General features: G+C 65.5%; 28 protein-coding genes. 22 read left to right on the forward strand and 6 right to left on the reverse strand.

Features of this window, described 5'->3' with window-relative positions; all coding sequences use genetic code 11:
* Window positions 1-453 precede the first annotated feature (453 nt).
* The 3 genes from Q1A53_RS04360 to fsa all read right to left on the reverse strand — a co-directional run bounded on the left by Q1A53_RS04360 (window position 454) and on the right by fsa (window position 3,021).
* Complete coding sequence (locus Q1A53_RS04360; protein WP_299963309.1) at window positions 454-1,374, reverse strand: tyrosine recombinase XerC; 921 nt, start codon at window positions 1,372-1,374, stop codon at window positions 454-456.
* Window positions 1,371-2,027, reverse strand: coding sequence for a DUF484 family protein (locus Q1A53_RS04365; protein WP_299963311.1), 657 nt, complete (start codon window positions 2,025-2,027; stop codon window positions 1,371-1,373). The genes Q1A53_RS04360 and Q1A53_RS04365 overlap by 4 nt, the downstream gene beginning before the upstream one ends.
* 340 nt (window positions 2,028-2,367) lie before the next feature.
* Complete coding sequence (fsa, locus tag Q1A53_RS04370; RefSeq protein ID WP_299963313.1) at window positions 2,368-3,021, reverse strand: fructose-6-phosphate aldolase; 654 nt, start codon at window positions 3,019-3,021, stop codon at window positions 2,368-2,370.
* Window positions 3,022-3,139: 118 nt separating this feature from the next.
* Here fsa and Q1A53_RS04375 point away from each other — a divergent pair, with 118 nt between their 5' ends.
* The 4 genes from Q1A53_RS04375 (at window position 3,140) to Q1A53_RS04390 (ending at window position 8,135) form a co-directional block, all read left to right on the forward strand.
* Entirely contained in the window at window positions 3,140-5,344 is a 2,205-nt protein-coding gene (locus Q1A53_RS04375; protein ID WP_299963315.1) for a primosomal protein N', read from the forward strand.
* A 382-nt stretch (window positions 5,345-5,726) separates the two neighbouring features.
* A complete protein-coding gene (locus Q1A53_RS04380; protein ID WP_299963317.1) occupies window positions 5,727-5,909 on the forward strand; it encodes a hypothetical protein in 183 nt (60 codons plus the stop codon).
* Between the two features lie 62 nt (window positions 5,910-5,971).
* On the forward strand, window positions 5,972-7,204 hold the full coding sequence (locus Q1A53_RS04385) for an MFS transporter (RefSeq protein ID WP_299963319.1): 1,233 nt from the start codon (window positions 5,972-5,974) through the stop codon (window positions 7,202-7,204).
* Window positions 7,205-7,268: 64 nt separating this feature from the next.
* The gene (locus tag Q1A53_RS04390) at window positions 7,269-8,135 is read left to right on the forward strand and encodes a 50S ribosomal protein L11 methyltransferase (RefSeq protein ID WP_299963321.1); all 867 of its coding nucleotides are present in this window, start codon (window positions 7,269-7,271) and stop codon (window positions 8,133-8,135) included.
* A 97-nt stretch (window positions 8,136-8,232) separates the two neighbouring features.
* On the opposite strand, the gene Q1A53_RS04395 is transcribed toward Q1A53_RS04390, so the two are convergent.
* Complete coding sequence (locus Q1A53_RS04395; RefSeq protein WP_299963323.1) at window positions 8,233-8,442, reverse strand: DUF1127 domain-containing protein; 210 nt, start codon at window positions 8,440-8,442, stop codon at window positions 8,233-8,235.
* Window positions 8,443-8,759: 317 nt separating this feature from the next.
* On the opposite strand from Q1A53_RS04395, the gene ruvC reads away from it, so the two are divergent.
* The 18 genes from ruvC to folD all read left to right on the forward strand — a co-directional run bounded on the left by ruvC (window position 8,760) and on the right by folD (window position 24,802).
* Window positions 8,760-9,266 (forward strand): crossover junction endodeoxyribonuclease RuvC, encoded by a 507-nt coding sequence (gene ruvC, locus Q1A53_RS04400; protein WP_299963325.1) that lies wholly within the window; start codon window positions 8,760-8,762, stop codon window positions 9,264-9,266.
* 100 nt (window positions 9,267-9,366) lie between these two features.
* The gene (ruvA, locus tag Q1A53_RS04405) at window positions 9,367-10,035 is read left to right on the forward strand and encodes a Holliday junction branch migration protein RuvA (RefSeq protein ID WP_299963328.1); all 669 of its coding nucleotides are present in this window, start codon (window positions 9,367-9,369) and stop codon (window positions 10,033-10,035) included.
* A 19-nt stretch (window positions 10,036-10,054) separates the two neighbouring features.
* Window positions 10,055-11,074, forward strand: coding sequence for a Holliday junction branch migration DNA helicase RuvB (ruvB, locus tag Q1A53_RS04410; RefSeq protein ID WP_299963330.1), 1,020 nt, complete (start codon window positions 10,055-10,057; stop codon window positions 11,072-11,074).
* Window positions 11,075-11,111: 37 nt separating this feature from the next.
* Entirely contained in the window at window positions 11,112-11,741 is a 630-nt protein-coding gene (locus tag Q1A53_RS04415; protein WP_299963332.1) for a hypothetical protein, read from the forward strand.
* A complete protein-coding gene (locus tag Q1A53_RS04420; protein ID WP_299963334.1) occupies window positions 11,738-12,088 on the forward strand; it encodes a nuclear transport factor 2 family protein in 351 nt (116 codons plus the stop codon). The genes Q1A53_RS04415 and Q1A53_RS04420 overlap by 4 nt, the downstream gene beginning before the upstream one ends.
* Entirely contained in the window at window positions 12,078-12,488 is a 411-nt protein-coding gene (ybgC, locus tag Q1A53_RS04425; protein WP_299963336.1) for a tol-pal system-associated acyl-CoA thioesterase, read from the forward strand. The genes Q1A53_RS04420 and ybgC overlap by 11 nt, the downstream gene beginning before the upstream one ends.
* A 101-nt stretch (window positions 12,489-12,589) precedes the next feature.
* Entirely contained in the window at window positions 12,590-13,285 is a 696-nt protein-coding gene (gene tolQ / locus Q1A53_RS04430) for a protein TolQ (protein WP_299963338.1), read from the forward strand.
* 3 nt (window positions 13,286-13,288) lie between these two features.
* Window positions 13,289-13,765 (forward strand): protein TolR, encoded by a 477-nt coding sequence (gene tolR / locus Q1A53_RS04435; RefSeq protein WP_299963340.1) that lies wholly within the window; start codon window positions 13,289-13,291, stop codon window positions 13,763-13,765.
* A gap of 9 nt (window positions 13,766-13,774) precedes the next feature.
* The gene (locus Q1A53_RS04440; protein WP_299963342.1) at window positions 13,775-14,950 is read left to right on the forward strand and encodes an energy transducer TonB; all 1,176 of its coding nucleotides are present in this window, start codon (window positions 13,775-13,777) and stop codon (window positions 14,948-14,950) included.
* The gene (tolB, locus tag Q1A53_RS04445; protein ID WP_299963344.1) at window positions 14,947-16,275 is read left to right on the forward strand and encodes a Tol-Pal system beta propeller repeat protein TolB; all 1,329 of its coding nucleotides are present in this window, start codon (window positions 14,947-14,949) and stop codon (window positions 16,273-16,275) included. Before Q1A53_RS04440 ends, tolB begins: the two co-directional genes overlap by 4 nt.
* 87 nt (window positions 16,276-16,362) lie before the next feature.
* Window positions 16,363-16,884, forward strand: coding sequence for a peptidoglycan-associated lipoprotein Pal (pal, locus tag Q1A53_RS04450; protein ID WP_299963346.1), 522 nt, complete (start codon window positions 16,363-16,365; stop codon window positions 16,882-16,884).
* A gap of 4 nt (window positions 16,885-16,888) precedes the next feature.
* Window positions 16,889-17,725, forward strand: coding sequence for a tol-pal system protein YbgF (ybgF, locus tag Q1A53_RS04455; RefSeq protein ID WP_299963348.1), 837 nt, complete (start codon window positions 16,889-16,891; stop codon window positions 17,723-17,725).
* A gap of 4 nt (window positions 17,726-17,729) precedes the next feature.
* Entirely contained in the window at window positions 17,730-18,977 is a 1,248-nt protein-coding gene (gene tilS, locus Q1A53_RS04460) for a tRNA lysidine(34) synthetase TilS (RefSeq protein WP_299963350.1), read from the forward strand.
* Between the two features lie 81 nt (window positions 18,978-19,058).
* On the forward strand, window positions 19,059-20,984 hold the full coding sequence (gene ftsH / locus Q1A53_RS04465) for an ATP-dependent zinc metalloprotease FtsH (RefSeq protein ID WP_299963352.1): 1,926 nt from the start codon (window positions 19,059-19,061) through the stop codon (window positions 20,982-20,984).
* A 115-nt stretch (window positions 20,985-21,099) separates the two neighbouring features.
* Window positions 21,100-21,696 carry an MOSC domain-containing protein gene (locus Q1A53_RS04470; protein ID WP_299963354.1) on the forward strand — a complete coding sequence of 199 codons (597 nt, stop codon included), beginning with the start codon at window positions 21,100-21,102 and terminating at the stop codon, window positions 21,694-21,696.
* A gap of 146 nt (window positions 21,697-21,842) precedes the next feature.
* On the forward strand, window positions 21,843-23,519 hold the full coding sequence (locus Q1A53_RS04475) for a formate--tetrahydrofolate ligase (RefSeq protein WP_299963356.1): 1,677 nt from the start codon (window positions 21,843-21,845) through the stop codon (window positions 23,517-23,519).
* A gap of 60 nt (window positions 23,520-23,579) precedes the next feature.
* Window positions 23,580-23,888 carry a chorismate mutase gene (locus tag Q1A53_RS04480; RefSeq protein WP_299963358.1) on the forward strand — a complete coding sequence of 103 codons (309 nt, stop codon included), beginning with the start codon at window positions 23,580-23,582 and terminating at the stop codon, window positions 23,886-23,888.
* Window positions 23,889-23,899: 11 nt separating this feature from the next.
* Window positions 23,900-24,802 (forward strand): bifunctional methylenetetrahydrofolate dehydrogenase/methenyltetrahydrofolate cyclohydrolase FolD, encoded by a 903-nt coding sequence (folD, locus tag Q1A53_RS04485; RefSeq protein ID WP_299963360.1) that lies wholly within the window; start codon window positions 23,900-23,902, stop codon window positions 24,800-24,802.
* A 126-nt stretch (window positions 24,803-24,928) separates the two neighbouring features.
* Here folD and Q1A53_RS04490 read toward each other — a convergent pair whose 3' ends face one another.
* Together Q1A53_RS04490 and pdeM are read right to left on the reverse strand one after the other, a co-directional pair.
* A complete protein-coding gene (locus tag Q1A53_RS04490) occupies window positions 24,929-25,351 on the reverse strand; it encodes a PaaI family thioesterase (RefSeq protein ID WP_299963362.1) in 423 nt (140 codons plus the stop codon).
* A complete protein-coding gene (gene pdeM / locus Q1A53_RS04495) occupies window positions 25,351-26,013 on the reverse strand; it encodes a ligase-associated DNA damage response endonuclease PdeM (RefSeq protein ID WP_299963364.1) in 663 nt (220 codons plus the stop codon). The genes Q1A53_RS04490 and pdeM overlap by 1 nt, the downstream gene beginning before the upstream one ends.
* Window positions 26,014-26,050: the final 37 nt, after the last annotated feature.

A 26,050-nucleotide genomic window follows, 5' to 3' on the forward strand; every position in this document is an offset into this window, starting at 1 on the left:
TCGGTATCCTGTCGGTATCACGTCGGTATTGTGTCGGTGCGCGCGGCGGTATCCGGCCTGTGCCTTGGGTTTGTTAAGCCTGCGGAAAGAGAGTTTGCGCAGAGGGTTAAGCGCGCGTCCGGACCTTGCGCGGTGTCGGTCGGATGTCTGTTCAACCGCGCCGCACGGATGTCTGACGAGCCCCTGCAGGTGTTTCGGCTGCAAAGACGGCGATATGGAATACCGCGGCCGGTCGGCATACGCGCTGTTCCGACGGTTTCGACAGGCCAGATTGGCGCGCCCTTCCGGCCCGATGGTCCGGGACGCCGGTGATGCCGAGGCACTACGAGAGCCCCCGTACTGCCTTCAGGACGTGGTTTCGCGGTGCAGGAGAACGCGTCAGCGCAGGCGCGACTTGTGGGCCTGGGCGAAGGGCCTTGCAAGGCCCTTGGCGCCTAGCGGCGACCGAGGGGCTCAGGCCCTGGGGTGGGCGCGGGCGTAGACCTCCATCAGCCGGGTGGTATCGACGGCTGTGTAGGCTTGGGTGGTGGAGAGCGACGCGTGGCCCAGCAGCTCCTGGATGGAGCGCAGGTCGCCGCCTGCGTTCAGCAGGTGGGTGGCGAAGCTGTGGCGCAGCGCGTGGGGCGTTGCGGTGGCGGGCAGGCCCAGTTGCATGCGCGCCCGTGCCATGACCTTCTGGATCACCGACGGGCCGAGCGGGCCGCCGCGCGCCCCGCGAAAGAGCGCCTCTTCGGGGGGCAGGATGCCTGGATAGAGGTCGAGGTAATCCGAGACCGTGCGCCGGGCGGCGGGCAGCACGGGCACCAGCCGTTCCTTGCGGCCCTTGCCCAGAATGCGCAGCGTCTCGGGCAGGGGGGCATCGCTGCGGCGCAGGCCGAGCGCTTCGGAGATGCGCAGACCGCACCCCCAGAGCAGGGTCAGCACCGCCACATCACGCGCAGCAATCCACGGGGTTTCGCTTTGCAGCTCGACCGTGTCGATGAGGTTGCGCGCGGCCTCCTCGACCACGGGCCGCGGCAGACGTTTCTGAAAACGCGGTGTGCGGACGGTCAGCACCGCCGTGGGCTCGAACCCCTCGCGGTGCGCCAGCCAGCGGTAGAAGGTCTTGACCGCCGAGAGCTTGCGCGCCATGGACCGCGCCCCGACGCCGCCGCCGCGCAGCTGTGCCATCCAGGCGCGCATGTCGCTGATGGTGATCCGCTCCAGCGCCCCCAGCCCCTGCGGCGCGCCCTTGTGGGCGGAGATGAAGGCGAGAAACTCCACCACATCGCCGCGGTAGGCGGTGAGCGTCGCCTCCGCTGCGTTTTTGAGCGCGCGCTCGTGCTCCAGCCAGCTGTGCAGCGCGTCCGACGCCGCCGGGCTGATCAGGCTCACGGGATCCAGCGGCGCAGCATCCGTTCGACGACGCCCGCGAAAAACGCGAGAAGATCCGTGCCCTGCTGCGGGTTGAACATCTGCGGGTCGGTGGAGGCCATGACCAGGAGCGCCGGGGCGCTGCCCGTGCCCAGATCCAGCCGCAGGCAGCCCTCGGACCGGACGGCGGCTGCGTGATCCCCGTGCACCAGCGCGGAGCCTGCCGGGATCTGGCGCAGCGTGACGGGTTTGTCCTGCTTGACGTAGTGCTGCACAAAGCCGGGATCGACCGGGACAAGCGTCGCATGCCCGCCTTCGATGAGCAGCCGGATCGCATCGACGCGCAGGATGTCGGCGGCGGCATCAAGCGCGCTTTGGAAGCCGGTAAGGTCGGTTGCTTCCATCAGGAGCAGGATCGCGCGCTGGATCTGCTGGGTGCCGGCGAGATTGTCATAGGCGGCGGCGATCACCGAAGCGTGGGTGTCTTCCAGCTGGCCCAGCCGGTTCTCCATGCGCGCCATCGCGACGCCGCGCAGGTCAATGATGTTGTCGCCCATCGCACCGGCGTTAGCGGCGATCAGGGCGTGCATCACGTCCGGATCATCGAGGATGACATCGGGACGTGACAGGATGGCCGCCCGCAGGGCGTCGTCGATCTTTGGGGTGCTGCTCATGCTTACCTGCTCTTTGTTTTCGGGCAAGGTAGCACGGCAGGGCGCGTAAATCTGCCTTGATGACGATGGTGTCGCGTCACGGTGGCAAGGTGTTGCCATTGGGTTGCAGCGGGGGCAGCGCCTGCCAGGCCAGGCGCTAAGGGCATTGCCCGACCTGGAGGGCGTTTGGTAACATACCCGGTACGCGCATCAGCACCAATCGGACGGACCTTGGTGCCGCGTGCGACCGTTTGAATTAACTTCCTGCCGGAGGTCGGGCGATGCCCGGTCTACCAACCGGATGGATCGGTAGGGCAGTATGTGCCCGGTGATCCACCCGCTTAGTCCAATTCCTGTGATCTCAGAGGATGTTCTGACCGGTTTTGGCCCAGTCGGACATGAACTGCTCCAGCCCCTTGTCGGTCAGAGGGTGGGTGGCGAGTTTCTTGATCACCTCAGGCGGGGCGGTGATGACATCCGCGCCGATCAGCGCTGCATCCTGCACGTGGTTGACCGACCGGATGGAGGCGGCGAGGATCTCTGTCTGGAAATCGAAATTGTCGTAGATGGTGCGGATGTCCTGAATGAGCTCCATCCCGTCCAGATGAATGTCATCGAGCCGCCCGATGAAGGGGCTGATGAAGCTGGCGCCCGCCTTGGCGGCCAGCAGCGCCTGATTGGCGGAAAAGCAAAGCGTCACATTCACCATCTTGCCCTCGCCCGACAGCACCTTGCAGGCCTTGAGCCCGTCCCACGTAAGGGGCAGTTTGACGGTGATGTTGGGGGCGATTTCCGCCAGTTTGCGGCCCTCGGCGATCATCGCCTCGGCCTCAAGCGCCACAACCTCGGCGCTGACGGGGCCGTCGACGATGCCGCAGATCTCTTTGGTGACCTCAAGGATGTTGCGGCCTGACTTCAGGATCAGCGAGGGGTTGGTCGTGACCCCGTCCACCATGCCGAGGTCGTTGAGGTCGCTGATGGCTTGTGTGTCTGCTGTATCGACAAAGAATTTCATCGCGTGGTCCTTTCCGGAGATGGCTGTGAGCGCTAACAACTGTCAGTCTTGCGCTTGGCTTTAGCGCATGTTCTGCCATGCTTAAACCCTCAAGCATGATATTTCGGGGACCAGCCTGGTGAGCGAACCGCAGTTTTTCGATGAAGGATGCCTGATTGCGGTGCTGACAACGCAGGCGATGGGGCGCGGGTCGGGGGCGCTGGATTACCGCGCGCCGGAGGGGGGCTGTGCGCTCGGTGCCTTTGTGGAGGTGCCGCTGGGGCCGCGCAAGCTGGTGGGGGTGGTCTGGGGACCGGGGCAGGGGGATTACGATCTGGCCAAGGTGCGGCCGGTCTACCGGGTGCTGGACGCAGCACCCATGCGCGAGGAGCTGCGCAGTTTTCTCGCCCGTGCGGCGGCCTACACGCTCACGCCGCTGCCCGCGATGCTGCGGCTGGCCACGCGCGCGCCGGGGCTGGGGGATCCGCCCGGCATGCGCAAGATCTACCGGCGGGGGGCGGGTGAGCCCGACAAGATGACCGCCGCAAGGGCCAAGGTGCTGGCGGCACTGAGCGACTACGGTGATCTGGCGTTCACGCTCAAGGAACTGGCGGAGATGTCGGGGGTTGGCACGTCTGTCGTCAAGGGGCTGGTGGCACAAGGCGCCGTGCGCGAGGAGGAAAGCCCGCGCGATCTGCCTTATCCGCGGCTTGATCCCGATCTGCCGGGCAAGGCGCTGACCCAGGATCAGGCGGCGGGCGCGGGGCAACTGGCGGAGGCCGTAGGCTCGGAGGCCTACGGCACGACATTGCTGCGCGGGGTCACCGGATCGGGCAAGACGGAGGTCTATCTGGAGGCGGTGGCAGCGGCGCTGCGGTCGGGCCGACAGGCGCTGGTGCTGCTGCCGGAGATCGCGCTGACGGTGGAGTTTCTGACCCGGGTGGAGGCGCGGTTCGGCGCGCGGCCCGCGGAGTGGCACTCCGGTGCGACGATGACCGAGCGGCGGCGTATCTGGCGCATGGTAGGTGCGGGCGACGTACAGCTGGTGATCGGTGCGCGCTCGGCGCTGTTTTTGCCGTTTCAGAACCTCGGGCTGATCGTCGTCGATGAGGAGCACGACACCTCCTACAAGCAGGAGGAGGGGGTGCTCTACAACGCGCGCGACATGGCGGTGCTGCGGGCGTCGATCTGCGGCGCGCAGGTGGTGCTCGCCTCGGCCACGCCGAGCCTGGAGAGCTGGGCCAATGCGCAAGCCGGACGCTACGCGCGGCTGGAGCTCACGGCGCGGTTCGGACCTGCGGTGATGCCCCAGATGCGGGCCATCGACATGCGCGCCGAAAGCCTGCCGTCCGATCGCTGGATCTCGGGCGTGCTGCAGCAGGAGGTGACCAAAAGGCTGGAACTGGGCGAGCAATCGCTGCTCTTCATCAACCGGCGCGGCTATGCGCCCATCACGCTCTGTCGGGCCTGTGGTCATCAGGTGGGCTGCGATCACTGCGACGCGCGGCTGGTGGAGCACCGGTTTCTCAAGCGCCTCGTCTGCCACCAGTGCGGCGAGAGCAAACCCATGCCGGAGCTGTGCCCCTCCTGCGGGGTCGAGGGGCGGATGGCGGCGGTGGGTCCGGGGGTCGAGCGGCTGGGCGAGGAGGCCACCGCGCTCTTTCCGGAGGCACGGATCGCCACGCTGAGCTCGGATCTCTATGGCTCGGCACGGGCGCTCAAGGCGCAGATCGAGGAGATCGCCGAGGGGGCGGCGGATGTGATCATCGGCACACAGCTGGTGGCCAAGGGGCACAACTTTCCCAATCTGACACTGGTCGGTGTGATCGACGCGGATCTCGGGCTGCAAGGATCGGATCTGCGGGCCGCCGAGCGGACGTTTCAGCTGATGCGTCAGGTGGCTGGGCGCGCGGGCCGGGTCGAGCGCCCGGGCGTGGCGTTGATGCAGACCTACCAGCCCGAGCATCCGGTGATCCGGGCCATTCTGGCGGGGGATGAGGAAAGGTTCTGGACGGCGGAGGCGCGCGAGCGCGAGGCGGCGGGCGTGCCGCCCTACGGCAGGATGGCGGGCATTATCCTCAGCGGCGGGGACGTGGGGCAGGTCTTTGATGCTGGCAACCTTCTGGCGCGGCACGACGGGGCCCTGCGGGCCGTGGGCGCGCAGGTTTTCGGGCCTGCACCTGCGCCTATCGCGCGGGTGCGCGGGCGGCACCGGGTCCGTCTGCTGGTGAAGGCAGAGAAATCAGTGCCGCTGCAATCTGCACTGGCCGCCTGGGTGGCGCCGCTGCCGCTGAAGGGAGACCTGCGGCTGGCCATCGATATTGATCCGCAGAGCTTTTACTGAGGCGGCCTCCAGGGGTCGGGAAGCAAGGTCCGGCAGTTGATCGTGAGGCTATGTCGCGTGGATCAAAGGCCGACTGGATCTCCACCGCGGAGCTATGCACCGAAAGGCCGGTTCACGGCGCAGGTGCTTTGGACGCGCGCCGCTGGCCTGGTGGCACCACGCGAGGCGGGACCTGCCGGCCTTTGGAAACCCCGGATGTTGGGGCGCCGGAATATGCGACATCCCGGGCCGGGCCTGCGCAGTTCCATCCATCTTAATTCGTGATTATTGATATGATAAACATTCGTTTTACTAATATATGGAGTGTCCTTATCTCAGGGTCATCGCGGATCTTCCGCAGCATCACCCAGAGAAAGGAATGACAATGTCTGTTTCCCAAAAAATGACCGCTGCTCAGCTTTGGGCTCTCGAACCTGCGGTCTCGCCCTTCTCTGCCCGCGGCGCGCTGCTCGTCGGCGCGGTGGTGGCCGGGATCTTGGTCAGCCTGGCATACGGCACGACGCCGGTGACGCAAGGCGAAGACTGGCACGGCAATGTCGCCGTCTCCACCAGCCTCGCGCGGTAAAACCCGGGACGAGGCGGTAAAATCGCCTCGTCAAACCCGCGCCAAGGTCCTATGCAACGGGAATGGCGCGTTTCATCACACTAGCTGAGGGCGAACAATTGCCGCTCTGGCGCAGGCCGGTGGCGCTGCTTTTCGTCATGGCGCTGGCGATGCCGCTGGCCTTCCATACCTGGTCGGCACTGCTGAACAACTTTGTCATTGAGGCGGCCAGCTTTGACGGCCGGGACATCGGGCTTTTGCACACGGTGCGCGAGATCCCGGGGTTTCTGGCCGTGGGTGTCATCGCCATCATCCTGATCGTGCGCGAGCAGGTGCTGGCGCTGGTGTCGCTGATCCTGCTGGGGGTCGCCACGGCGCTGACGGCCAAGTTCCCGTCCATGGCGGGGATCCTAACGCTCACGATGCTCAGCTCCATCGGGTTTCACTATTACGAGACGGTCAACCAGTCGCTGCAGCTGCAATGGCTGAAGAAGGACGAAGCGCCGCAGATGCTGGGCTGGTTGCTGGCCGCGGGCTCCGGCGCGACGCTGGTCGCCTATCTGGCGATCATGATGTTGTGGGAGCCGTTGGGCCTGAGTTTCGACATCGTCTATCTGGTGGGCGGTGGCGCGACGGTGCTGATCGCGGCGGCGGCGATGGTGCTCTACCCGCAGTTCGAGGCGCCCGACCCGCAGATCAAGCGGATGGTACTGCGCCGCCGCTACTGGCTGTATTACGCGCTGCAGTTCATGTCGGGCGCGCGGCGGCAGATTTTCGTGGTCTTTGCCGGTTTCATGATGGTGGAGAAATTCGGCTATCAGGTGCATGAGATCACGTGGCTTTACACGATCAATCTGGTGATCAACATCGCGGTGGCGCCGCTCTTGGGCCGGGCCGTGGGGCATTTTGGCGAGCGCAAGGCGCTGGCCTTCGAATACGTGGGTCTGATCGGGGTGTTCCTGTGCTACAGCGGCGTCTACCTGCTGGGCTGGGGGGTGCTGATCGCCGCGGTGCTCTACGTGATTGATCACATCTTTTTCGGGCTGGCGCTGGCCTTGAAGACCTATTTCCAGAAGATCGCGGACCCCGGTGATATCGCGCCCACTGCGGCGGTGGCCTTTACGATCAACCATATCGCGGCGGTGTTTCTGCCGTTCCCGCTGGGGCTGTTGTGGCTGGTCTCGCCCGCGGCGGTCTTTGTGCTGGCGGCGGCCATGGCGGCGGTGTCGCTGATCCTCGCGATGATGATCCCGCGGCATCCCCAGAAGGGGCGCGAGACGATCTTTGCCGGGCCTGTGGCCGCCGCGGCGGAATAACCGGTCGCTTGACGTTTCTGTGGGGCGGGCCTAGGCGGAGCGGGATTCAGGCCGGAGATCTTTCATGACGACTTTCACTGCGCTGACCACCTTGCAGGGCAAGGCCGCAGCCGAAGCCCTTGGGGACGCGATGGAGGCCTTGCAGCCCGAGCCAACGGGTGTGGGCGTTTTCGAGATGGAGGACGGATCGGGCCTGTGGGAAGTGGGCGGCTATTTCACCGCTGCCCCCGATGACACCGGGCTCGCGCTGCTGGCGGCGGCCTGGGGGGCGAAGCCTTTCGTGGTGTCCGAACTGCCGGAGACTGACTGGGTCGCGCATGTGCGGCGCGAGCTTGCGCCGGTGGCGGCGGGGCGGTTTTTCGTCTACGGCAGCCATGATGCGGAGAAGGTGCCGGAGGGGGTGGAGCCCCTGCTGATCGAGGCGGCGATGGCCTTTGGTACCGGGCATCACGGCACCACGCTGGGTTGTTTGCGGGCCTTTGACCGGCTGCTCGACCAGGGTGTCGCGGGCGGCGCGGTGGCCGACATTGGCTGTGGAACGGCGGTGCTGGCCATGGCGGCGGCGCGGGTCTGGCCGGGCACGGTGCTGGCCAGCGATATTGACGCTGTCGCTGTCGAGGTAGCCGAGAGCAATGTGGTGGCCAACGGGCTGGCGGGCCGGGTCACCTGCGTGGAGGCGGCGGGCTTTGATCACCCTCAACTGGCGGCGGCGGCACCGTTCGATCTGATCTTTGCCAATATCCTCAAAGGGCCGCTGATGGCGCTGGCCCCGGATATTGCCGCGCATCTGGCGCCCGGTGGCTGCGTGATCCTGTCGGGTCTGCTCAATGAGCAGGCAGATGAGGTGATCGGTGCTTATGGGCAGGCGGGGCTCGCGCTGCGGCACCGGGACGAGATCGGCGACTGGAGCACCCTGACGCTCGGCCGCTGAGGCGCGACGTGTCTTGCGGACCACGGGATCCGCATGAAAAAGCCGCTGCCGTCCGAATGGACAGCCGCGGCTTTTGGCATCAGGGAGCGCTTTGGTTTCAGCGGCGCATTTTGCCGGCTGCGACAAGCTCGATATCGCCGCGTACCAGACCGATGTCTTCAAGCTCACGGTCGGTCAGGCTGTCCAGTGCGGAGCGGGTCGCGCGTGCGGCGTTCCAGGAGATGACGGAGGCCATCAGCCTGGCGAAGAAGGGGGCGACAACGGGAGCGCTGTCATAGGTTGGGCGGGTTGTATCAAAAGCGGCCATTGGTATTTCCTTGTCTAAAGCTGGGCCGATTGGCCCGTCGGGGTATGACCGGGAGATAGGGTCTGCCCGATTTTTCAGCAAGATGTGAAAGTGCATGGTCGATATGCGTTTTTTGCATAGGTGGAGATAGGGTTAACCAATTGTAAATGAAACGAAAAAATGACGCCGGGGAATGTCGAAAATGTACCTTGAGGGGGCGTTTTTGTCCCTTGACGCCGCGCAGGGGCGGGCGGGGTCGGTCCTATGGAAGCGCTTGGCGAATGTTCGCCTTTCGTGCTAATGCACAGAAAAAGAGTAAAACTGTCGAGGCATGGCTCATGGGACGCATCATCGGGATTGACCCGGGGCTACGGAACCTCGGATGGGGCGTCATTGACGTCGCGGGGAGCAGGATCACGCATGTGGCGAACGGGATCTGTCAGTCCAGTGGGCCGGATCTGGCGGCGCGGCTGCTGTCGCTGTTCCAGCAGTTGCAAACGGTGGTCAGCACCCATGCGCCCGGTTCGGCGGCGATCGAGCAGACCTTTGTGAACAAGGACGGGGCTGGCACGCTGAAGCTGGGTCAGGCGCGGGGCGTGGCGATGCTGGTGCCTGCGCAGGCGGGGTTGCCGGTGGGGGAATATGCGCCCAACAAGGTCAAGAAGGCCGTGGTCGGTGTGGGACATGCGGACAAGCGGCAGGTGTTGCACATGGTGCAGTTGCAATTGCCCGGAGCGGTGATCGCGGGACCCGATGCGGCGGACGCGCTGGCCATCGCCATTTGCCACGCGCATTATTCCGGGGCGAGCGGGCTGGGGGCTGCGATTGCGCGGGCGGGCGCATGATGGTGGGCGGCTGTCGGCACCGGCGGATGGCGCAGAGAGCCACCGCGGGTAGATCTGCGACGTGCGGGCGCCTGTCTGTGGCGATGAGGAGAGAGGACGCATGATCGGCAAGATCACAGGACGGATCGACTACCGCGGCCCGGATCATGTGCTGGTGGACGTGCGCGGGGTCGGCTATCTGGTCTATTGCTCGGATCGTACGCTGGCGAGCCTGCCCGGGGTGGGCGAGGCGGTGGCGCTCTTTACGGATCTGGTGGTGCGGGAGGATCTGCTGCAGCTTTTCGGGTTTACGACACTGGTCGAGAAGGAGTGGCACCGGTTGCTGACCTCTGTGCAGGGGGTGGGTGCCAAGGCGTCGCTGGCCATTCTGGGCACGCTGGGTCCCGAGGGCGTCGGTCGGGCGATTGCGCTTGGCGACTGGAATGCGGTGAAGGCGGCCAAGGGCGTGGGGCCCAAGATCGCGCAGCGGGTGGTATTGGATCTGAAAGACAAGGCGCCGGGTGTCATGGCCATGGGCGCCATGGGGGGCACGGTCGCGCAGGTGGCGGGGGAGGCTGTGGCAGAGGTCATCGAGACCCCTGCCACAGCGGCCCCTGCGGTGCAGGGGCGGGCCTCCGCTCAGGCCGATGCGCTGTCGGCGCTGGCCAATCTGGGCTACGGGCCGGGTGACGCGGCGGGGGCAGTGGCGCAAGCCGCGGGCGAGGATCCGCAGGCCGAGGCCCCCGCCCTGATCCGCGCTGCGCTGAAGCTGCTGGCGCCCAAGGGCTGAGGGAGGCGATGAGAGCCCCATGAGTGACATCGACCCCACCGTGCGGCCAGAACCCTTACCGGAGGATGTGGACCGCGCGCTGCGGCCCCAGACACTGGCCGATTTCGTGGGCCAGGCGGAGGCACGTGCGAATTTGCGGGTGTTCATCGAGTCCGCCCGGCGGCGGGGCGAGGCGATGGATCATACGCTGTTTCACGGCCCCCCTGGCCTGGGCAAGACGACGCTGGCGCAGATCATGGCGCGCGAGTTGGGCGTGGGGTTTCGCATGACCTCTGGCCCGGTGCTGGCCAAGGCGGGCGATCTGGCGGCGATCCTGACCAATCTGGAGGCACGCGATGTGCTGTTTATCGACGAGATCCACCGGCTGAACCCGGTGGTGGAGGAGGTCCTCTATCCGGCGCTGGAGGATTTCGAGCTGGATCTGGTGATCGGCGAGGGGCCTGCCGCGCGCACGGTGCGGATCGAGTTGCAGCCTTTCACGCTGGTGGGGGCGACGACGCGCATGGGGTTGCTGACCACGCCCTTGCGGGATCGCTTTGGCATTCCCACGCGGTTGCAGTTCTACACCGAGGATGAGCTCTTTGTGATTGTGGAGCGGAATGCACGGCGGCTGGGCGCGCCTGCGGATGAAGGGGGCGCGCGGGAGATTGCGCGGCGGTCGCGCGGGACGCCGCGGATCGCCGGTCGGCTCTTGCGTCGGGTGGTGGATTTCGCGGTCGTGGACGGGGATGGCACGGTCACGCGGGATCTTGCGGATATGGCGCTGACCCGGCTGGGGGTGGATCATCTGGGGCTGGACGGGGCGGACCGGCGGTATCTGTCGCTGATGGCGGAGCACTACGGTGGCGGGCCGGTGGGCATCGAGACGCTGAGTGCGGCCCTGTCGGAAAGCCGCGATACGCTTGAGGAGGTGATCGAGCCCTTCTTGTTGCAAAAGGGGCTGATCCAGCGGACGCCGCGGGGACGTCTGTTGGCGCGACATGGCTGGTCGCATCTGGGGCTGGAGGCGCCCCGGGGGCAGACGGATTTGTTTGAGTGATGGGGCGGGAGCCTCCGGCGGGAGTTTATATGGCAAGATGACAGGGGACGCATCGCAGATTGAGGCGCTGTTCACGCGGCAGGATGGGACGTTTTTGTTTGCGCGGTGGGGCAGGCCGATCGCACCCGTGGTCTTTGGTGTGACGGATGAAACGCTGGCGGTCGTCAAGGGCGCGCTGGAGGCGGTCGTGGTGTTGGCGGGCCATGAGATGGCCGAGACCGATCCGGAGCTGGGCAGCAACCTGATGGTGTTTTTCTTTGAGCAGTGGGATGAGTTGCCCCAGGTGCCCGGGCTGGATCGGTTGATCCTTGGGTTGGCGCCTTTGGTGGAGACGTTGAAGGCGGCGGAGGCGAACCAGTACCGGGTGTTTCATTTCGATGAAACCGGTGCCATCAAGGCATGTTTCGTGTTTCTGAGTATGGATGCTCAGCTGGCGGCGGTGCCCGCCGAGACGCTGGCCTTGAGCCAGATCGTGCAATCGGTGCTTTTGTGGTCGGACGGGGCGTTTCGCGAGCGGTCTCCGCTGGCGGTGGTGGGAGAGCGGACGATCCTGCGGCCCGAGATCGCGGCACTGGTGCGGGCGGCTTATGATCCGGTGATGCCCGCGGTTGCCACGGATGCGAGCCATGCCTTGCGGCTGGCGGCACGGGTGGGGCGGATGCAGTGAGCGACACGGACGTACAGGCTTTTGCGCGCGCCTGGCAGGCGGGCTGGAACAGTCACGATCTGGACCGGATCCTGGCCCATTATTCGGACGATGTGCTGTTTCATTCACTGAAAGCGCGCGCGGTGACCGGCTCGGGCGAGATCTGTGGCAAGGCGGCACTGCGGGCATATTGGGCACAGGCGCTGGTGGCGCAGCCCGATCTGCTCTTTACCGTGGAGGATGTGTTTGCCGGCCATGAGATGATGGTGATCACCTACCGCAACCACCACCGTGTGCTGGCGGCCGAGACGCTGTATTTCGGGCTGGACGGGTTGGTCAACCGGGCGGCGGCCTGTCATGCCGAATAGGGCGGCGCACCGGTTCGAGGTTCGGGTCTATTATGAGGATACCGACATGGCGGGGATCGTCTATCACGCGAACTATCTGCGCTATATCGAGCGGGCGCGCAGTGACTGGGTCCGGCAGATGGGGATCGATCAGCTGGCGATGAAGGACGCGGGGCAGGTCTTTGCGGTCCGCAGGATCGAGGCCGAGTACAGGCGGCCCGCGCGGTTTGACGATCTGCTGGTGGTCGAGACATGGGTCGAGACGTTGACGCCTGCGCGCATGGTGATGGGCCAGATCGTGCGCCGGGAGGATACGGAGATCTTTGGCGCGCGTGTCACCGTGGCGGTGATCGGACCGGGCGGGAAACCGGCGCGTTTGCCAGCAGAACTTCGCGCATTGCCGGTTGCGCCGCCGCCGTAACGGCATAGTGATGGCTATTGGTCTCGTTCTTGGTTAGTGTCATGCCCAATAGAGGTCGCACAAGCGGCCCATCGAGCGGCGAATAGACAAGAGCAGGCATCATGGAAGCAGAGACGCTGGCAGTGGCGCATGAGATCGACTTCTCATTCTGGGGGTTGTTCATGCGCGCGACCCTGATCGTCAAGATCGTGATGATCATGTTGATCGCGGCCTCCTTCTGGTCGTGGTCGATCATCGTGATCAAGCTGATCACCTACCGGCGTGCGCGCGCCGAAGCCGCGGCCTTCGATCAGGCGTTCTGGTCGGGCGAGCCTCTGGACGGTCTGTACGAGACGCTGGGGCCCGCGCCGTCGGGCAGCTCGGAGAAGATCTTTGCCGCCGGGATGACGGAGTGGCGGCGCTCGCACCGGGACGATGGCGGGATGATCGCGGGGGCGACCTCGCGCATTGACCGCTCCATGGATGTGGCGATCAACAAGGAGGCGGATTACCTGCGTGGCGGGTTGACGGTGCTGGCCACGGTGGGATCGTCGACGCCGTTCATCGGGCTTTTCGGCACGGTGATCGGGATCATGAATGCCTTCATCGAGATCGCCGAGCAGCAGAATACCAACCTGGCGGTCGTCGCACCCGGGATTGCCGAGGCGCTGCTGGCCACCGGTCTGGGGTTGCTGGCGGCGATCCCGGCGGTGATTTTCTACAACAAGCTGAGCGCCGATTGTGATAAGATCCTGTCGGGCTACGAGGCCTTTGCGGATGAGTTCGCGACCATTCTCAGCCGCCAGCTGGACGGGTAGATCATGGGTGCGGGTATCATTCAGAACCAGGGCGAGGGGACGCGACGCAGACGGCGCGGCCGCGGCAAGACCCAGCCCATGGCCGAGATCAACGTGACCCCTTTTGTGGACGTGATGCTGGTGCTGCTGATTATCTTCATGGTGGCTGCCCCCTTGCTGACCGTCGGGGTTCCGGTGGAGCTGCCGCGCACGGCGGCGGGTGCGCTGCCCACCGATCAGGAGGAGCCGCTGACCGTGACGCTCACGGCGGAGGGGTCCGTTCAGATCCAGACCACCGAAACGGCGCGGGAGGAGCTTGTTCCCAAGCTACGGGCGATTGCGGCGGAGCGGGCCACCGATCATATTTTCCTGAGGGCGGATGGGGCGGTGCCTTACGCGCGGGTGATGGAGGTGATGGGCGCGCTCAATGCGGGTGGTTTTGCCAACATCGGGCTGGTGACGGACATCGGTGGGCCGACGCTGGACGGACAGGATCAGTAGGCGGGCCCCGTGCATACCGGACACTATATCTCTGGTGCGGGGCATGTGGTCCTCATCGGGTGGATGATCTTTGGCGATGTCTTTGCGGCGGAGCCTTTGCCCATCGAGGCGGTGCCGGTGTCGGTGATCTCAAGCGCTGACTACGCGGCGCTGACCGCCGGGGACCGAACGCCCCAATCCGCGACCGAGATAGCACAGCCTGCCACGCCCGAGGTGGCAGCGCCCCCCGAGATCATGGAGCGTGAAGACGCGGTGAGTGATCCAACCCCGCCCGCGCCCGCGGCTGCCCCCAGTGCCGATGATGCCCCCGATGTGTCGCAGATCGCGCCGTTGCCGCGCGCGGATGTCAGCGATGCCGCCCCGGTGCTGCCGGAACCGCCCGCGGATGTGGCCGTTCTGGTGCCGGAGATCGCCGAGCGGCCCGTGCCGGAGGCGGCCGAGCGGGTGGCGCCCGAGCCTGTGGCCCAGCCTGATCCGGATGCGGCGCCCGATCCGATTGAGCAGGAAGCCGTGGCCCCGGACGCGGAGGGCGAGCAGACGCAGGAGCCAGCGGAGGCGACCGCGCCGGAAGCGGCTGCCACAGAGATCGTGACCGAGGCGGAGGAGCCCAGTGCCGCGCCGCAGACCTCGCCAAGACCCCCCGCGCGGCGGCCCGAGGCCCCCGTTCAGACGGCCCAACCCGCGCCGACAGAGGACGCGCCGGTAGAGCAGCCGCCTGCCGAGGAGCCGCCGGTCGAAGAGGCGCCTTCGGAAACGGTGGAGGACGTGCCCTCCGACACCGATGATGCGGTGGCCGCTGCCTTGGCGGAGGCGCTCGGGGAGGCGCCCGCCTCCGCGGGCGCGCCGGACGCGCCGCAGGGACCGCCGCTCACGGCAGGAGAGCGCGACGCGCTGCGGGTGGCGGTGCAGGCGTGCTGGAATGTGGGCTCGCTGTCCACGGATGCGCTTGGCACGACCGTCGTGGTCAGCGTCGCCATGAGCCAGGACGGCAAGCCGCTGACGTCGTCGATCCGCATGACATCCAGTAGTGGCGGCAGCGAGCAGGCGGCGCAGCAGGCTTTTGAGGCCGCGCGCCGCGCCATTATTCGCTGCGGTGCCAGAGGCTTTGATTTACCGGTGGAAAAATACGACCAGTGGCAGGATATTGAGATGACGTTCAATCCCGAAAGGATGCGGATCAGATGAGAGTTTTGGCGATGCTCTGCGCGTGTGTGACCGCGCTGGTCCTGGGTGCCGGACAGGTGGTGGCGCAGGGTAGCGGCCCGCTTCGGATCGAGATTACCGAAGGGGTGATCGAGCCCTTGCCCTTTGCCCTGCCGGTGTTCGAGGCGGAAACGGGCGATGCGGGCAGCCTTGCGGCGCAGCTCAGCCAGGTGGTGGCCGCGGATCTGACCGGCACGGGCCTGTTCCGGCAGATCCAGCCGGATGCCTTTATCAGCACGGTCGCCAGCTTTGCCGCACCGGTGCAGTTCGCCGACTGGAAGGCGATCAACGCGCAGGCGCTGATCACCGGTGCTGTGGCGGTTCAGGGGACGCAGGTCAGCGTCAAGTTCCGGCTCTACGATGTCTTCTCCGGCGCGGAGCTGGGATCGGGCCTGCAGTTCACCGGCACCACGGAGGGCTGGCGGCGCATGGCCCATAAGGTCGCTGACGCGGTCTACAGCCGGATCACCGGCGAGGGCGGCTATTTCGACAGCCGGGTGGTCTATGTCTCGGAAACCGGCGGCAAGGACGCGCGGCAAAAGCGGCTGGCGATCATGGATTACGACGGGGCCAACGTGCAGTACCTCACCGACAGCAGCGCGATCGTGCTGGCGCCGCGGTTCTCGCCCGGCGGCGAAAGGGTGCTCTATACCAGCTACGAGACGGGGTTCCCGCAGATCTACGTGCTGGATGTGGGATCGGTGCAGCGCCGGGCGCTCGACGCGCAGGAGGGCACCATGAGCTTTGCGCCGCGGTTCGCGCCGGATGGCCAGACGATTGTCTTTTCGCTGAGCCAGGGGGGCAACACGGACCTGTGGAGCACCACGATCAACGGGGGGGCGGCGCAGCGCCTGACCTCTGCACCATCCATCGAAACCGCGCCCAGCTTTTCGCCCGACGGTCGCCAGATCGTGTTCGAGAGCGACCGCTCGGGCAGCCAGCAGCTTTACATCATGCCCGCGGGCGGCGGCGAGGCGCAGCGGATTTCCTTTGGGCCGGGGCGCTACGGCACGCCGGTGTGGTCACCGCGCGGGGATCTGATCGCTTTTACCAAGCAGAACGCGGGCCGGTTCCATATCGGGGTGATGCGCACCGACGGGGCGGAGGAGCGGTTGCTCACGGCGTCGTTTCTTGACGAGGGGCCGACCTGGGCGCCAAATGGTCGGGTGATCATGTTTACCCGCGAGACCCAAGGCGAGGGCGGGCGCGCGTCGCTCTACTCGGTCGATATCTCGGGGCGTAACCTGCGGCCCGTGCGCACGCCCGAAGGGGGATCGGATCCGTCTTGGTCGCCGCTCCTGGACTGAGAGGCGCGATAGGCATTTCCAAGGGGCCGGGCCTTGTGCTAAAACCCGAGTAAAATAAGGCGATAATGACCCAATGAGGCACAGAGCATGACAGTAACATCTAAAATTCTTCTTCTGGTTGCGGGCTTAGCACTTGCGGCCTGCACCAATCCCGACCGCTTTGGCGGAAACGGCGCCGGAGGTGCCAATGGCGTAGGCGGTGCCGGTGGCGCGCTGGTGCCCGGCAGCGTCAATGATCCGACCTCGCCTGCGTATTTCAACCAGACCGTGGGCGACCGGGTGCTTTTTGCCGTGGATCAGTCTACGATTTCGCCCGAAGGGCGCGCGGTGCTCGACGGGCAGGCCAACTGGCTGAGCACCAACACTGATTTTACCGCGGTGATCGAAGGCCACGCCGATGAGCAGGGCACGCGGGAGTACAACCTGGGATTGGGCGAGAAACGGGCAAACGCGGTGCGCGAATATCTCGTGTCCCGGGGTGTGGCGGGCAACCGGCTGCGTGTTGTCAGCTACGGCAAGGAACGCCCGATCGAGATCTGCTCCACCGAAGTGTGCTATGCCAAGAACCGCCGCGCGGTCACCGTGCTGGCCAGCGGTCTGACGGGCTGATCCGGTGCGCAGGCTGCTCGCCGTCTGTGTCGCGCTGACGCTGGTGCCCGGTGCGGCACTGGCCCAAGAGCGCGACCAGACCCTTGCCGATATCCGGCAGGAGATGACCATTCTCTATGTGGAGATCCAGCGGCTGCGCCGGGAGCTCTCCACCACCGGGGGGGCCGGTGTTCAGGTGGGCGGGGACACAGCACTCGACCGGCTCAGCACGATCGAGACGGAGATGCGGCGGCTGACCTCCAAGACCGAAGAACTGGAGTTCCGCATCAACCGCATTGTCGAGGACGGGACCAACCGGCTGGGGGATCTGGAGTTCCGGCTGGTGGAGCTGGAGGGCGGCGATGTGGCGGCTCTGGGGGAGAGCACGACGCTGGGCGGCGATACAGGCGCGCCAGCAAGCCCGGTTGCCCCGGGTGCTGCAACGCCGGTGCCACCCGGTGATGCGGGCACCCAGCTGGCCGTCGGCGAAGAGGATGATTTCAAGGCCGCTCAATCCGCACTCACAGAGGGCGATTACCAACGTGCGGCCCAGCTTTTCGAGACCTTCTCGCAGACCTATCCCGGCGGGCCGCTGGCGGCGGGTGCCGATCTGGGCCGCGGCGAAGCGCTGGAGAAACTGGGCAATACGCGCGAGGCTGCCCGCGCCTATCTGAGCAGCTTCAGCCTTGATCCCACGGGACCGGTGGCAGCACAGTCGCTGTTTCGTCTGGGCCGCAGCCTTGGCGGGCTCGAGCAACGCGACGAAGCCTGCGTGACCCTGGGAGAGGTCGGTGCCCGCTTTCCCGGTGATCCCGCGAGCGGCGAGGCCCGTGCAGAGATGCAACGCCTGGGATGCCCGTGATCCCATGACGGTGGATCTTGGCAGTCAGATCGCAGAGCATCTGCTGCCATCGCCGCCGCCTGCCATTGGCATCGCCGTTTCCGGTGGCGGCGATTCCATGGCGCTTTTGCATCTGCTTTATGATTTCGCACGTGATCATCCGGTTCAGCTGCATGCGGTGACCGTTGATCACGGTCTGAGGCCGGACGCAGGAGCGGAGGCGGCGGCGGTTGCGGCGCGTTGTGCCGAGCTGGGCATCCCGCATCAGACCCGGCGGTGGACCGGCTGGGACCATCAGGGCAATCTGCAGAAGGCCGCGCGCGATGCGCGCTATGCGTTGATCACCGACTGGGCGCAGGACAACCGTCTGCAGACGGTGGCTCTGGGCCATACGCTGGACGATCAGGCCGAGACCTTGCTGATGCGTCTGGCCCGCGGGGCGGGGGTGGACGGGTTGACCGGCATGAGCCCGCGGCGCCTCTCGCTTGGCATCACGTGGCTGCGGCCGCTGCTGGGCGCCAGCCGCGCAGATCTGCGCGCGGATCTGACGGCCCGTGGTGTCGCCTGGATCGAGGATCCGTCGAACGAGGATCTGCGCTTTGACCGGGTGCGCATGCGCAAGGCGCTGGACCTGTTGAGCCCCTTGGGCATCGACGCGCATGCGCTTGGTCAGGTCGCGTCAAACATGGCGCGCGCGCGGGACGCCCTGAGCTGGCAGGCCTTTCTCGAAGCGCGCCGCATCGCCCGGTCGGAGGCGGGGGCCGTTTGCCTCGACTGGCGTGTGTACCGAACCCTGCCAGACGAGACGGCCCGGCGCATCCTGCTGAGTGCTCTTGGCTGGATCAGCGGGTCCGATTACGTGCCGCGGCGCAGGCCGGTGCTGGGTCTGATCGAGCTTTTGAAAGCCGGGACGGGCGGCACCGTCGATGGATGCCACGCGTGGCGCAACCACGATATGCTGTGGGTCGCGCGGGAGTACCAGGGGGTGCGCGATGTGACCTGCTCCACGACCGAGTTGTGGGACGGGCGATGGCGGGTTGAGGGTGGCCCGGAGCATGCCAATCTGCACGTGGCCGCACTTGGTACCGCTGGGCTCGCGCAACTGCCCGCGTGGCGCAAGACGGGCCGGCCCGGCGAGGTGTTGCGGGTCACGCCGGGTGTCTGGCGTGGTCCCGAACTGGTGGCCGCACCCGCCGCGGGGCTGGAGAATGGCTGGCGCGCGCAGGTCGAAGGCGGTGATGACGCTCTATTTGCCGCACTTTTATCGCATTGAACAAAGCGGTCGGGTGTCTATCTTAACACCGTACTGCTAAGATGGCAGTCCGCATCATGCGCAAATCGGGGAGATATCTCGTTGGGTAACGCACGCAACATCGCCTTTTGGGTCGTTCTGTTTTTACTGATCCTGGCATTGTTCAACCTGTTCAGTGGCCCCGGCAGTACGCTGCAAAGCCGCGAGATCAGCTATTCCGAATTCGTCAACGCGGTCGAATCCGGCGACGTCAGCAATGTGACGCTGGACGGAGAAGAGGTTCGCTTTCGTCAGGGCGATGGCACGGACTATGTGGCCATCAAGCCTGAAGATGCTGAAATCACGCAGCTTTTGATCGAAAATGACATTGCCGTCCGGGCTGAGCAGCAACAACAATCGGGCTTTCAGACTTTCATCCTGTCGCTGTTGCCCTTCCTGCTGCTGATCGGCGTCTGGATCTACTTCATGAACCGGATGCAGGGCGGCGGCAAAGGTGGTGCCATGGGCTTTGGCAAGTCCAAGGCCAAGATGCTGACCGAAAAGCATGGTCGCGTGACCTTTGACGACGTGGCAGGAATCGATGAGGCCAAGGAAGAGCTCGAAGAGATCGTCGAGTTCCTGCGAAATCCGCAAAAATTTAGCCGTCTGGGCGGAAAAATTCCCAAAGGCGCGCTGCTGGAGGGTCCTCCCGGGACCGGTAAAACTTTGCTGGCGCGCGCGATTGCCGGTGAGGCAGGCGTCCCCTTCTTCACGATCTCGGGGTCGGACTTCGTTGAAATGTTCGTCGGTGTGGGTGCGAGCCGCGTCCGTGACATGTTCGAACAGGCCAAGAAAAACGCACCCTGTATCGTGTTCATCGACGAGATTGACGCTGTGGGTCGGCACCGGGGTGCAGGCTACGGCGGCGGCAACGACGAGCGCGAACAGACGCTCAACCAGCTGCTGGTGGAAATGGACGGGTTCGAGGCCAACGAAGGCGTGATCATCATCGCCGCGACGAACCGCAAGGACGTGCTGGACCCCGCGCTGCTGCGCCCGGGCCGGTTCGACCGCCAGGTGACTGTGGGCAACCCCGACATCAAGGGCCGCGAGAAGATCCTTGGCGTACATGCGCGCAAGACGCCGCTGGGCCCGGATGTGGATCTGCGCATCATCGCCCGCGGGACGCCCGGTTTCTCCGGCGCGGATCTCGCCAACCTCGTGAACGAGGCGGCCCTGGGGGCTGCCCGTGTTGGCCGGCGGTTCGTGACGATGATCGACTTCGAGAACGCCAAGGACAAGATCATGATGGGGGCGGAGCGCCGCTCCATGGTCATGACGCCTGAGCAAAAGGAAATGACCGCCTATCACGAGGCCGGACACGCGCTGGTGGGCATGATGCTGCCGAAGTGCGATCCGGTCTACAAGGCGACGATTATCCCGCGCGGCGGTGCGCTCGGCATGGTCATGAGCCTGCCCGAGATGGACCGGCTCAACATGTTCAAGGACGAATGTCACCAGCGTCTGGCCATGACCATGGCAGGCAAGGCGGCGGAGATCCACAAATACGGTCCCGATGCGGTCTCCAACGGCCCGGCGGGCGATATCATGCAAGCCTCGGGGCTGGCACGCGCCATGGTGCTGCGGTGGGGCATGTCCGACAAGGTGGGCAACATCGACTATTCCGAGGCCGCCGAGGGCTATCAGGGCAACACCGCGGGCTTCTCCGTGTCGGCCAATACCAAGGAGCTGATCGAGGAAGAGGTGCAACGCTTTATCCAGGACGGCTATGACTGGGCACTCAAGATCATCACCGAGCATGAGACGGAGTTTGAGCGTCTGGCGCAGGGCTTGCTGGAGTACGAAACGCTCACCGGCGACGAGATCAAGCGTGTGATGAACGGCGAGCCGCCCGTGCCGCCCGCGGATGAGGATAACAAACCCGATAGTGGCTCTGCTCCAAGCGTGATCGGCATCCCGAAGGCCAAGGCCAAAGGCAAAAAGGCACCGCCCAGCGACGGCGGGATGGAGCCGGAGCCCTCGACCTAGAACGCGGCGTTATCCTGCCTTCACGAATGATCATGGACCCCGCCACGTGCGGGGTCTTTTCATTTGGCCCAAGGTCTGGTCTCACTTCCGTCAGATGATTTGAGGAGACCGCCCCATGCCTGCCTTGTTGCCGACCCGCTTTACCGGACGTGTTACCTGGCTGGGACTGGTGAGGGACAGCGGCAAGACGCTGCGCGCCGAACCGCTGGAGGCGGCCGAACTGACCTTTACCGGGATCGAGGGTGAATGTCACAGCGGGCTGACGCGCCCGGCCTGTGTGCGCACCAAGGCGCAATACGCCCTGGGCACGGAGATCCGCAATGTGCGGCAACTCTCTGTGCTCTCCGCCGAAGAACTGGCGCAGATCGCCGAGGACATGGGGCTGGAGGTTATTGATCCTGCGTGGTTGGGGGCCTCGCTGGTGGTTGAAGGCATTCCCGATTTCACACGCGTTCCGCCGTCGTCCCGGTTGCAGGCACCCAGCGGGGCGAGCCTGACCGTGGACATGGAAAACCGGCCCTGCATCTATCCCGGGCGCGAGATTGAAAAGGACCGCGCGGGCTTTGGCCCCCGCTTCAAACCGGCGGCCAGGAACCGCCGCGGTGTGACCGCCTGGGTCGAGCGGGAAGGCAGCATCGCGGTCGGTGACACACTCACCCTGCACATCCCCGATCAGCCGGTCTGGGCACATCTCGAGCAGGCGCGCGCGTAACATTCGTTTCCGAAACGAAACGATTGGCAGCCGCGCTGCCGTTCAAAGCGAACGATCCGTCGGAATCCCCCTTCTGTGGTTAACGGCCTGCTTCTATGCAGGGGACAGCAACATCGCCGAACGCGGCGCAACGAGGGGATCTATCCATGGCCTACAAGTCCGATATCGAAATTGCGCGCGCCGCAAACAAACTGCCGATCCAGGAGATCGGGGCGCGTCTGGGGATCGCGGAGGCGGATCTGCTGCCCTACGGGCATGACAAGGCGAAGGTCTCGCAAAGCTTCATCAACTCGGTGCAGGGCAACGACAACGGCAAGCTGATCCTCGTGACAGCGATCAACCCCACACCCGCGGGCGAAGGCAAGACCACAACCACCGTGGGTCTGGGTGACGGTCTGAACCGCATCGGGAAAAAGGCTGCTGTGTGCATCCGCGAGGCCTCACTGGGCCCGAACTTCGGCATGAAGGGCGGGGCCGCGGGCGGTGGCTACGCGCAGATTGTGCCGATGGAGGAGATGAACCTGCATTTCACCGGCGATTTTCACGCCATCACCTCGGCGCATTCGCTGCTGAGCGCCATGATCGACAACCACATCTACTGGGGCAACAGCCTTGAGATCGACACCCGCCGTGTCGTCTGGCGCCGGGTGGTCGACATGAACGACCGCGCGCTGCGCCAGATCACGGCGTCCCTGGGCGGTGTGGCCAATGGCTTTCCGCGCGAGGCAGGCTTTGACATCACCGTGGCCTCCGAGGTTATGGCGATCCTCTGTCTGGCGAAGGATCTAAGCGATCTGCAGAAACGTCTCGGTGACATGATCGTGGCCTACCGCCGCGACCGCTCGCCTGTCTACGCACGCGACATCAAGGCGGATGGGGCGATGACCGTGCTGCTGAAGGACGCGATGCAGCCCAACCTCGTGCAGACGCTGGAGAATAACCCGGCCTTCGTGCATGGCGGGCCTTTTGCGAATATCGCGCATGGGTGCAACTCTGTCATTGCGACGACCACGGCGTTGAAACTGGCCGACTACGTGGTGACCGAAGCCGGTTTTGGCGCCGATCTCGGGGCCGAGAAATTCCTCAACATCAAGTGCCGCAAGGCAGGGCTCGCGCCTTCCTGCGTGGTGGTCGTGGCCACGGTGCGCGCGATGAAGATGAACGGCGGCGTGGCCAAGGCGGACCTCGGCGCGGAGAATGTGGAGGCGGTGAACGCGGGCTGCGCCAACCTTGGGCGGCACATCGAGAACGTCAAATCATTCGGTGTGCCGGTAGTGGTGGCGATCAACCATTTCGTCACGGACACCGATGCCGAAGTGCAGGCGGTCAAGGATTACGTGGCAAGCCAGGGTTCTGAGGCGGTGCTGTCACGGCACTGGGAACTTGGCTCCGAAGGTTCGGCCGATCTGGCCACCAAGGTCGTGGAGACCATCGAGGCCGGTGGGTCTGATTTCGCGCCGATCTACCCCGACGAGATGCCGCTGGCCGACAAGATCAACACCATTGCTACCAAGATCTACCGGGCGGATCGGGCGGTGATGGATCAGAAGGTCCTGAACCAATTGAAGGATTGGGAAGAGCAGGACTATGGCAACCTGCCCGTCTGCATGGCCAAGACGCAATACAGCTTTACCACTGATCCCAACGAGCGCGGTGCGCCCACGGGCTTCGAGATCCCCGTGCGGGAAGTGCGGCTGAGTGCGGGGGCGGGCTTTGTCGTGGCGATCTGCGGCGAGATCATGACCATGCCGGGTCTGCCCCGGGTACCCTCGGCCGAGAACATCAGGCTCAACGCCGATGGGGATGTGGAAGGGTTGTTCTGACGCATTGCCCTTCGGGTGGGGGCAGGTACGGTGAGGTGGCCCCCAACACGGAGAACCCCCATGCGCCTGCCCGCTGACTGCACTGACATGACGGAGCTGCGTGCTGGTATCGATGCGCTCGACCGGGAGATCATCGCGCTGCTGGCGCGGCGGGTGGGGTACATCGACCGGGCGGCGGAGATCAAGGCGCAGGCAGGCCTGCCCGCGAACATTCCCGCCCGTGTCGAAGAGGTCGTGGCGCGGGTCCGGGCGGCGGCAGGGGAGGCGGGGTTTGACCCTGCCCTGGCAGAAACGATCTGGCGCGAAATGATCGGCTGGTCGATCGCGCGGGAGGAAGAGAAACTTGGGGCGCAGGCTCCGACGGAATAAGGAAAGACAGCATGTCCGCCACCATCATCGACGGGAAAGCCTTTGCCGCCACAGTACGCGCGCAGGTCGCCGAGCATGTGACGCAGTTGAAAGAGGCGCATGGGATCACCCCGGGGCTGGCCGTGGTGCTGGTTGGAGAGGATCCGGCAAGTCAGGTCTACGTGCGTTCCAAGGGCAAGCAGACCGTTGAGGTCGGGATGAAATCCGTCGAGCACCGGCTGGAGGCGGATACGTCCGAGGCGGATCTGCTGGCAGTGATTGACGGGTTGAACAAGGATCCCGAGATCCACGGTATTCTGGTGCAACTGCCGCTGCCGGGGCATCTGGATGAGGATCTGGTGATCAACTCGATTGATCCGGCCAAGGATGTGGACGGGTTTCATATCTCCAACGTAGGGCTTTTGGGGACCGGGCAGAAGTCTATGGTGCCCTGTACGCCGCTGGGGTGTCTGATGATGCTGCGCAACCATCACGACAGCCTGTCGGGTCTGGATGCGGTGGTGATCGGGCGGTCGAACATCGTGGGCAAGCCGATGGCGCAGTTGCTGCTGGGCGACAGCTGTACGGTGACGATTGCGCATAGCCGGACCAAGGATCTGGCGGAGGTTGTGCGCCGGGCGGATATCGTTGTGGCCGCCGTGGGGCGGCCCGAGATGGTGCCGGGCGACTGGATCAAACCCGGGGCGACGGTGATTGACGTGGGCATCAACCGGCTTGATGCGCCGGAGCGGGGCGAGGGCAAGACCCGGCTGGTCGGCGATGTGGACTATGACAGCTGTGCTGCGGTGGCGGGGGCGATCACGCCGGTGCCGGGCGGCGTCGGGCCGATGACCATCGCCTGCCTGCTGGCCAATACGGTGACCGCCTGTTGCCGCGCCAATGGGGTGGCGGAGCCGGAGGGGTTGACGGCCTGAGTTTTCTTTTATGGTCAGTGCTTTGGTGGCCGGCACGGGGAGAAGCCCTCTCACCCCCGTCGAGGGGGATCGAGGGCTGCCCGGCCTTGCAGCCGGGCGGCGCGGGCGGTGAAGGCCGGGTAGGAGTTACGCGCTTGGGACGGGCACCATCGTGCCCTGGAGAATGGCGATGAGGGTTTCGGTGTCGTCGGTGATCGCGTGGACCTCGCTGGTGACGACCACCAACCGCCTGCCGGGTTTGATCACGCAACCGGTGGCGCGCAGCTGATCGCCTGTGGCGGGCGCCAGCAGGTTGATCTTGATCTCGGCGGTGACCACTTCGCTGTCGAGCGGCAGCAGGCTGAGGGCGGCATAGCCCGCCGCGCTGTCGCCGATGGAGAAGGTCAGCCCCGCGTGTCCGAAGCCTTGCTGCTGTTTTGACCCTGGCAGGATGGGGGCGGTGATCCAGACCTCGCCCTCGGCAATATGGGTGAGGCGTGCGCCGAGGGTCGTCATCATCGCCTGGGCGGCAAAGCTCGTCTCGATCCTGCGGCGGTTGCGAGGATCCATCATCGTGGCATGGGCACGCAGGTGGGCACCGGGCCGGTCAGAATGGCGATGGCCGAGGGGGCCATGAGGCCGCGCAGCGCGTCGCTGTGGCTGTGGAGCCCGCCGGTGTAAGTGCCGTAGGCGGGGAGGATCAACCTATTGATATCTAAAAGGAAAGCGGGGCGGCTGATGCGCCGCCCACGGGCCTGGACGTCTGCCTTGGGGTGGTAGTGGCCCGACACTTCGCCCGTGCCATCCGCGGTCGCGATGTGGCGGAAGATGAGCGGGCCGAGCACCACATCGCCGCGCTGTTCACCGCCGAAGTCCACCGGAGCGGGGTCGTGGTTTCCCGCGATCCAGATCCAGCGGCGTCCGGCCTGCAGCGCTGCGATCGCGGCGCGGTCTTCACCGGGCAGGCTTGCGGCGGCGCCCGCGTCATCGAAACTGTCGCCCAGACAGATCACCGCGCGCGCGCCCGTGCGCTCCAGATCGGCGGCGAGCCGGGTGAGCGTGTCGCGGGTCTCGTAGGGTGGCAGCGATTGTCCGCTGCGGCGTGCGACCCGTTCGGATTTGCCCAAGTGCAGATCGGAGACGCAAAGCAGCGCCTGATCCGGCCACCAGAGCGCGCCGGAGCCGAGCGCCCGCAGGTCCGCCCCGGAGAAGGTGAAGGCATGATGGTTCATGCTTTGTTCATCGCGCATCCTCGGGCGCTGCGCAAGG

The sequence above is a fragment of the uncultured Roseobacter sp. genome, assembly GCF_947496515.1.
Lineage (GTDB): Bacteria > Pseudomonadota > Alphaproteobacteria > Rhodobacterales > Rhodobacteraceae > Roseobacter.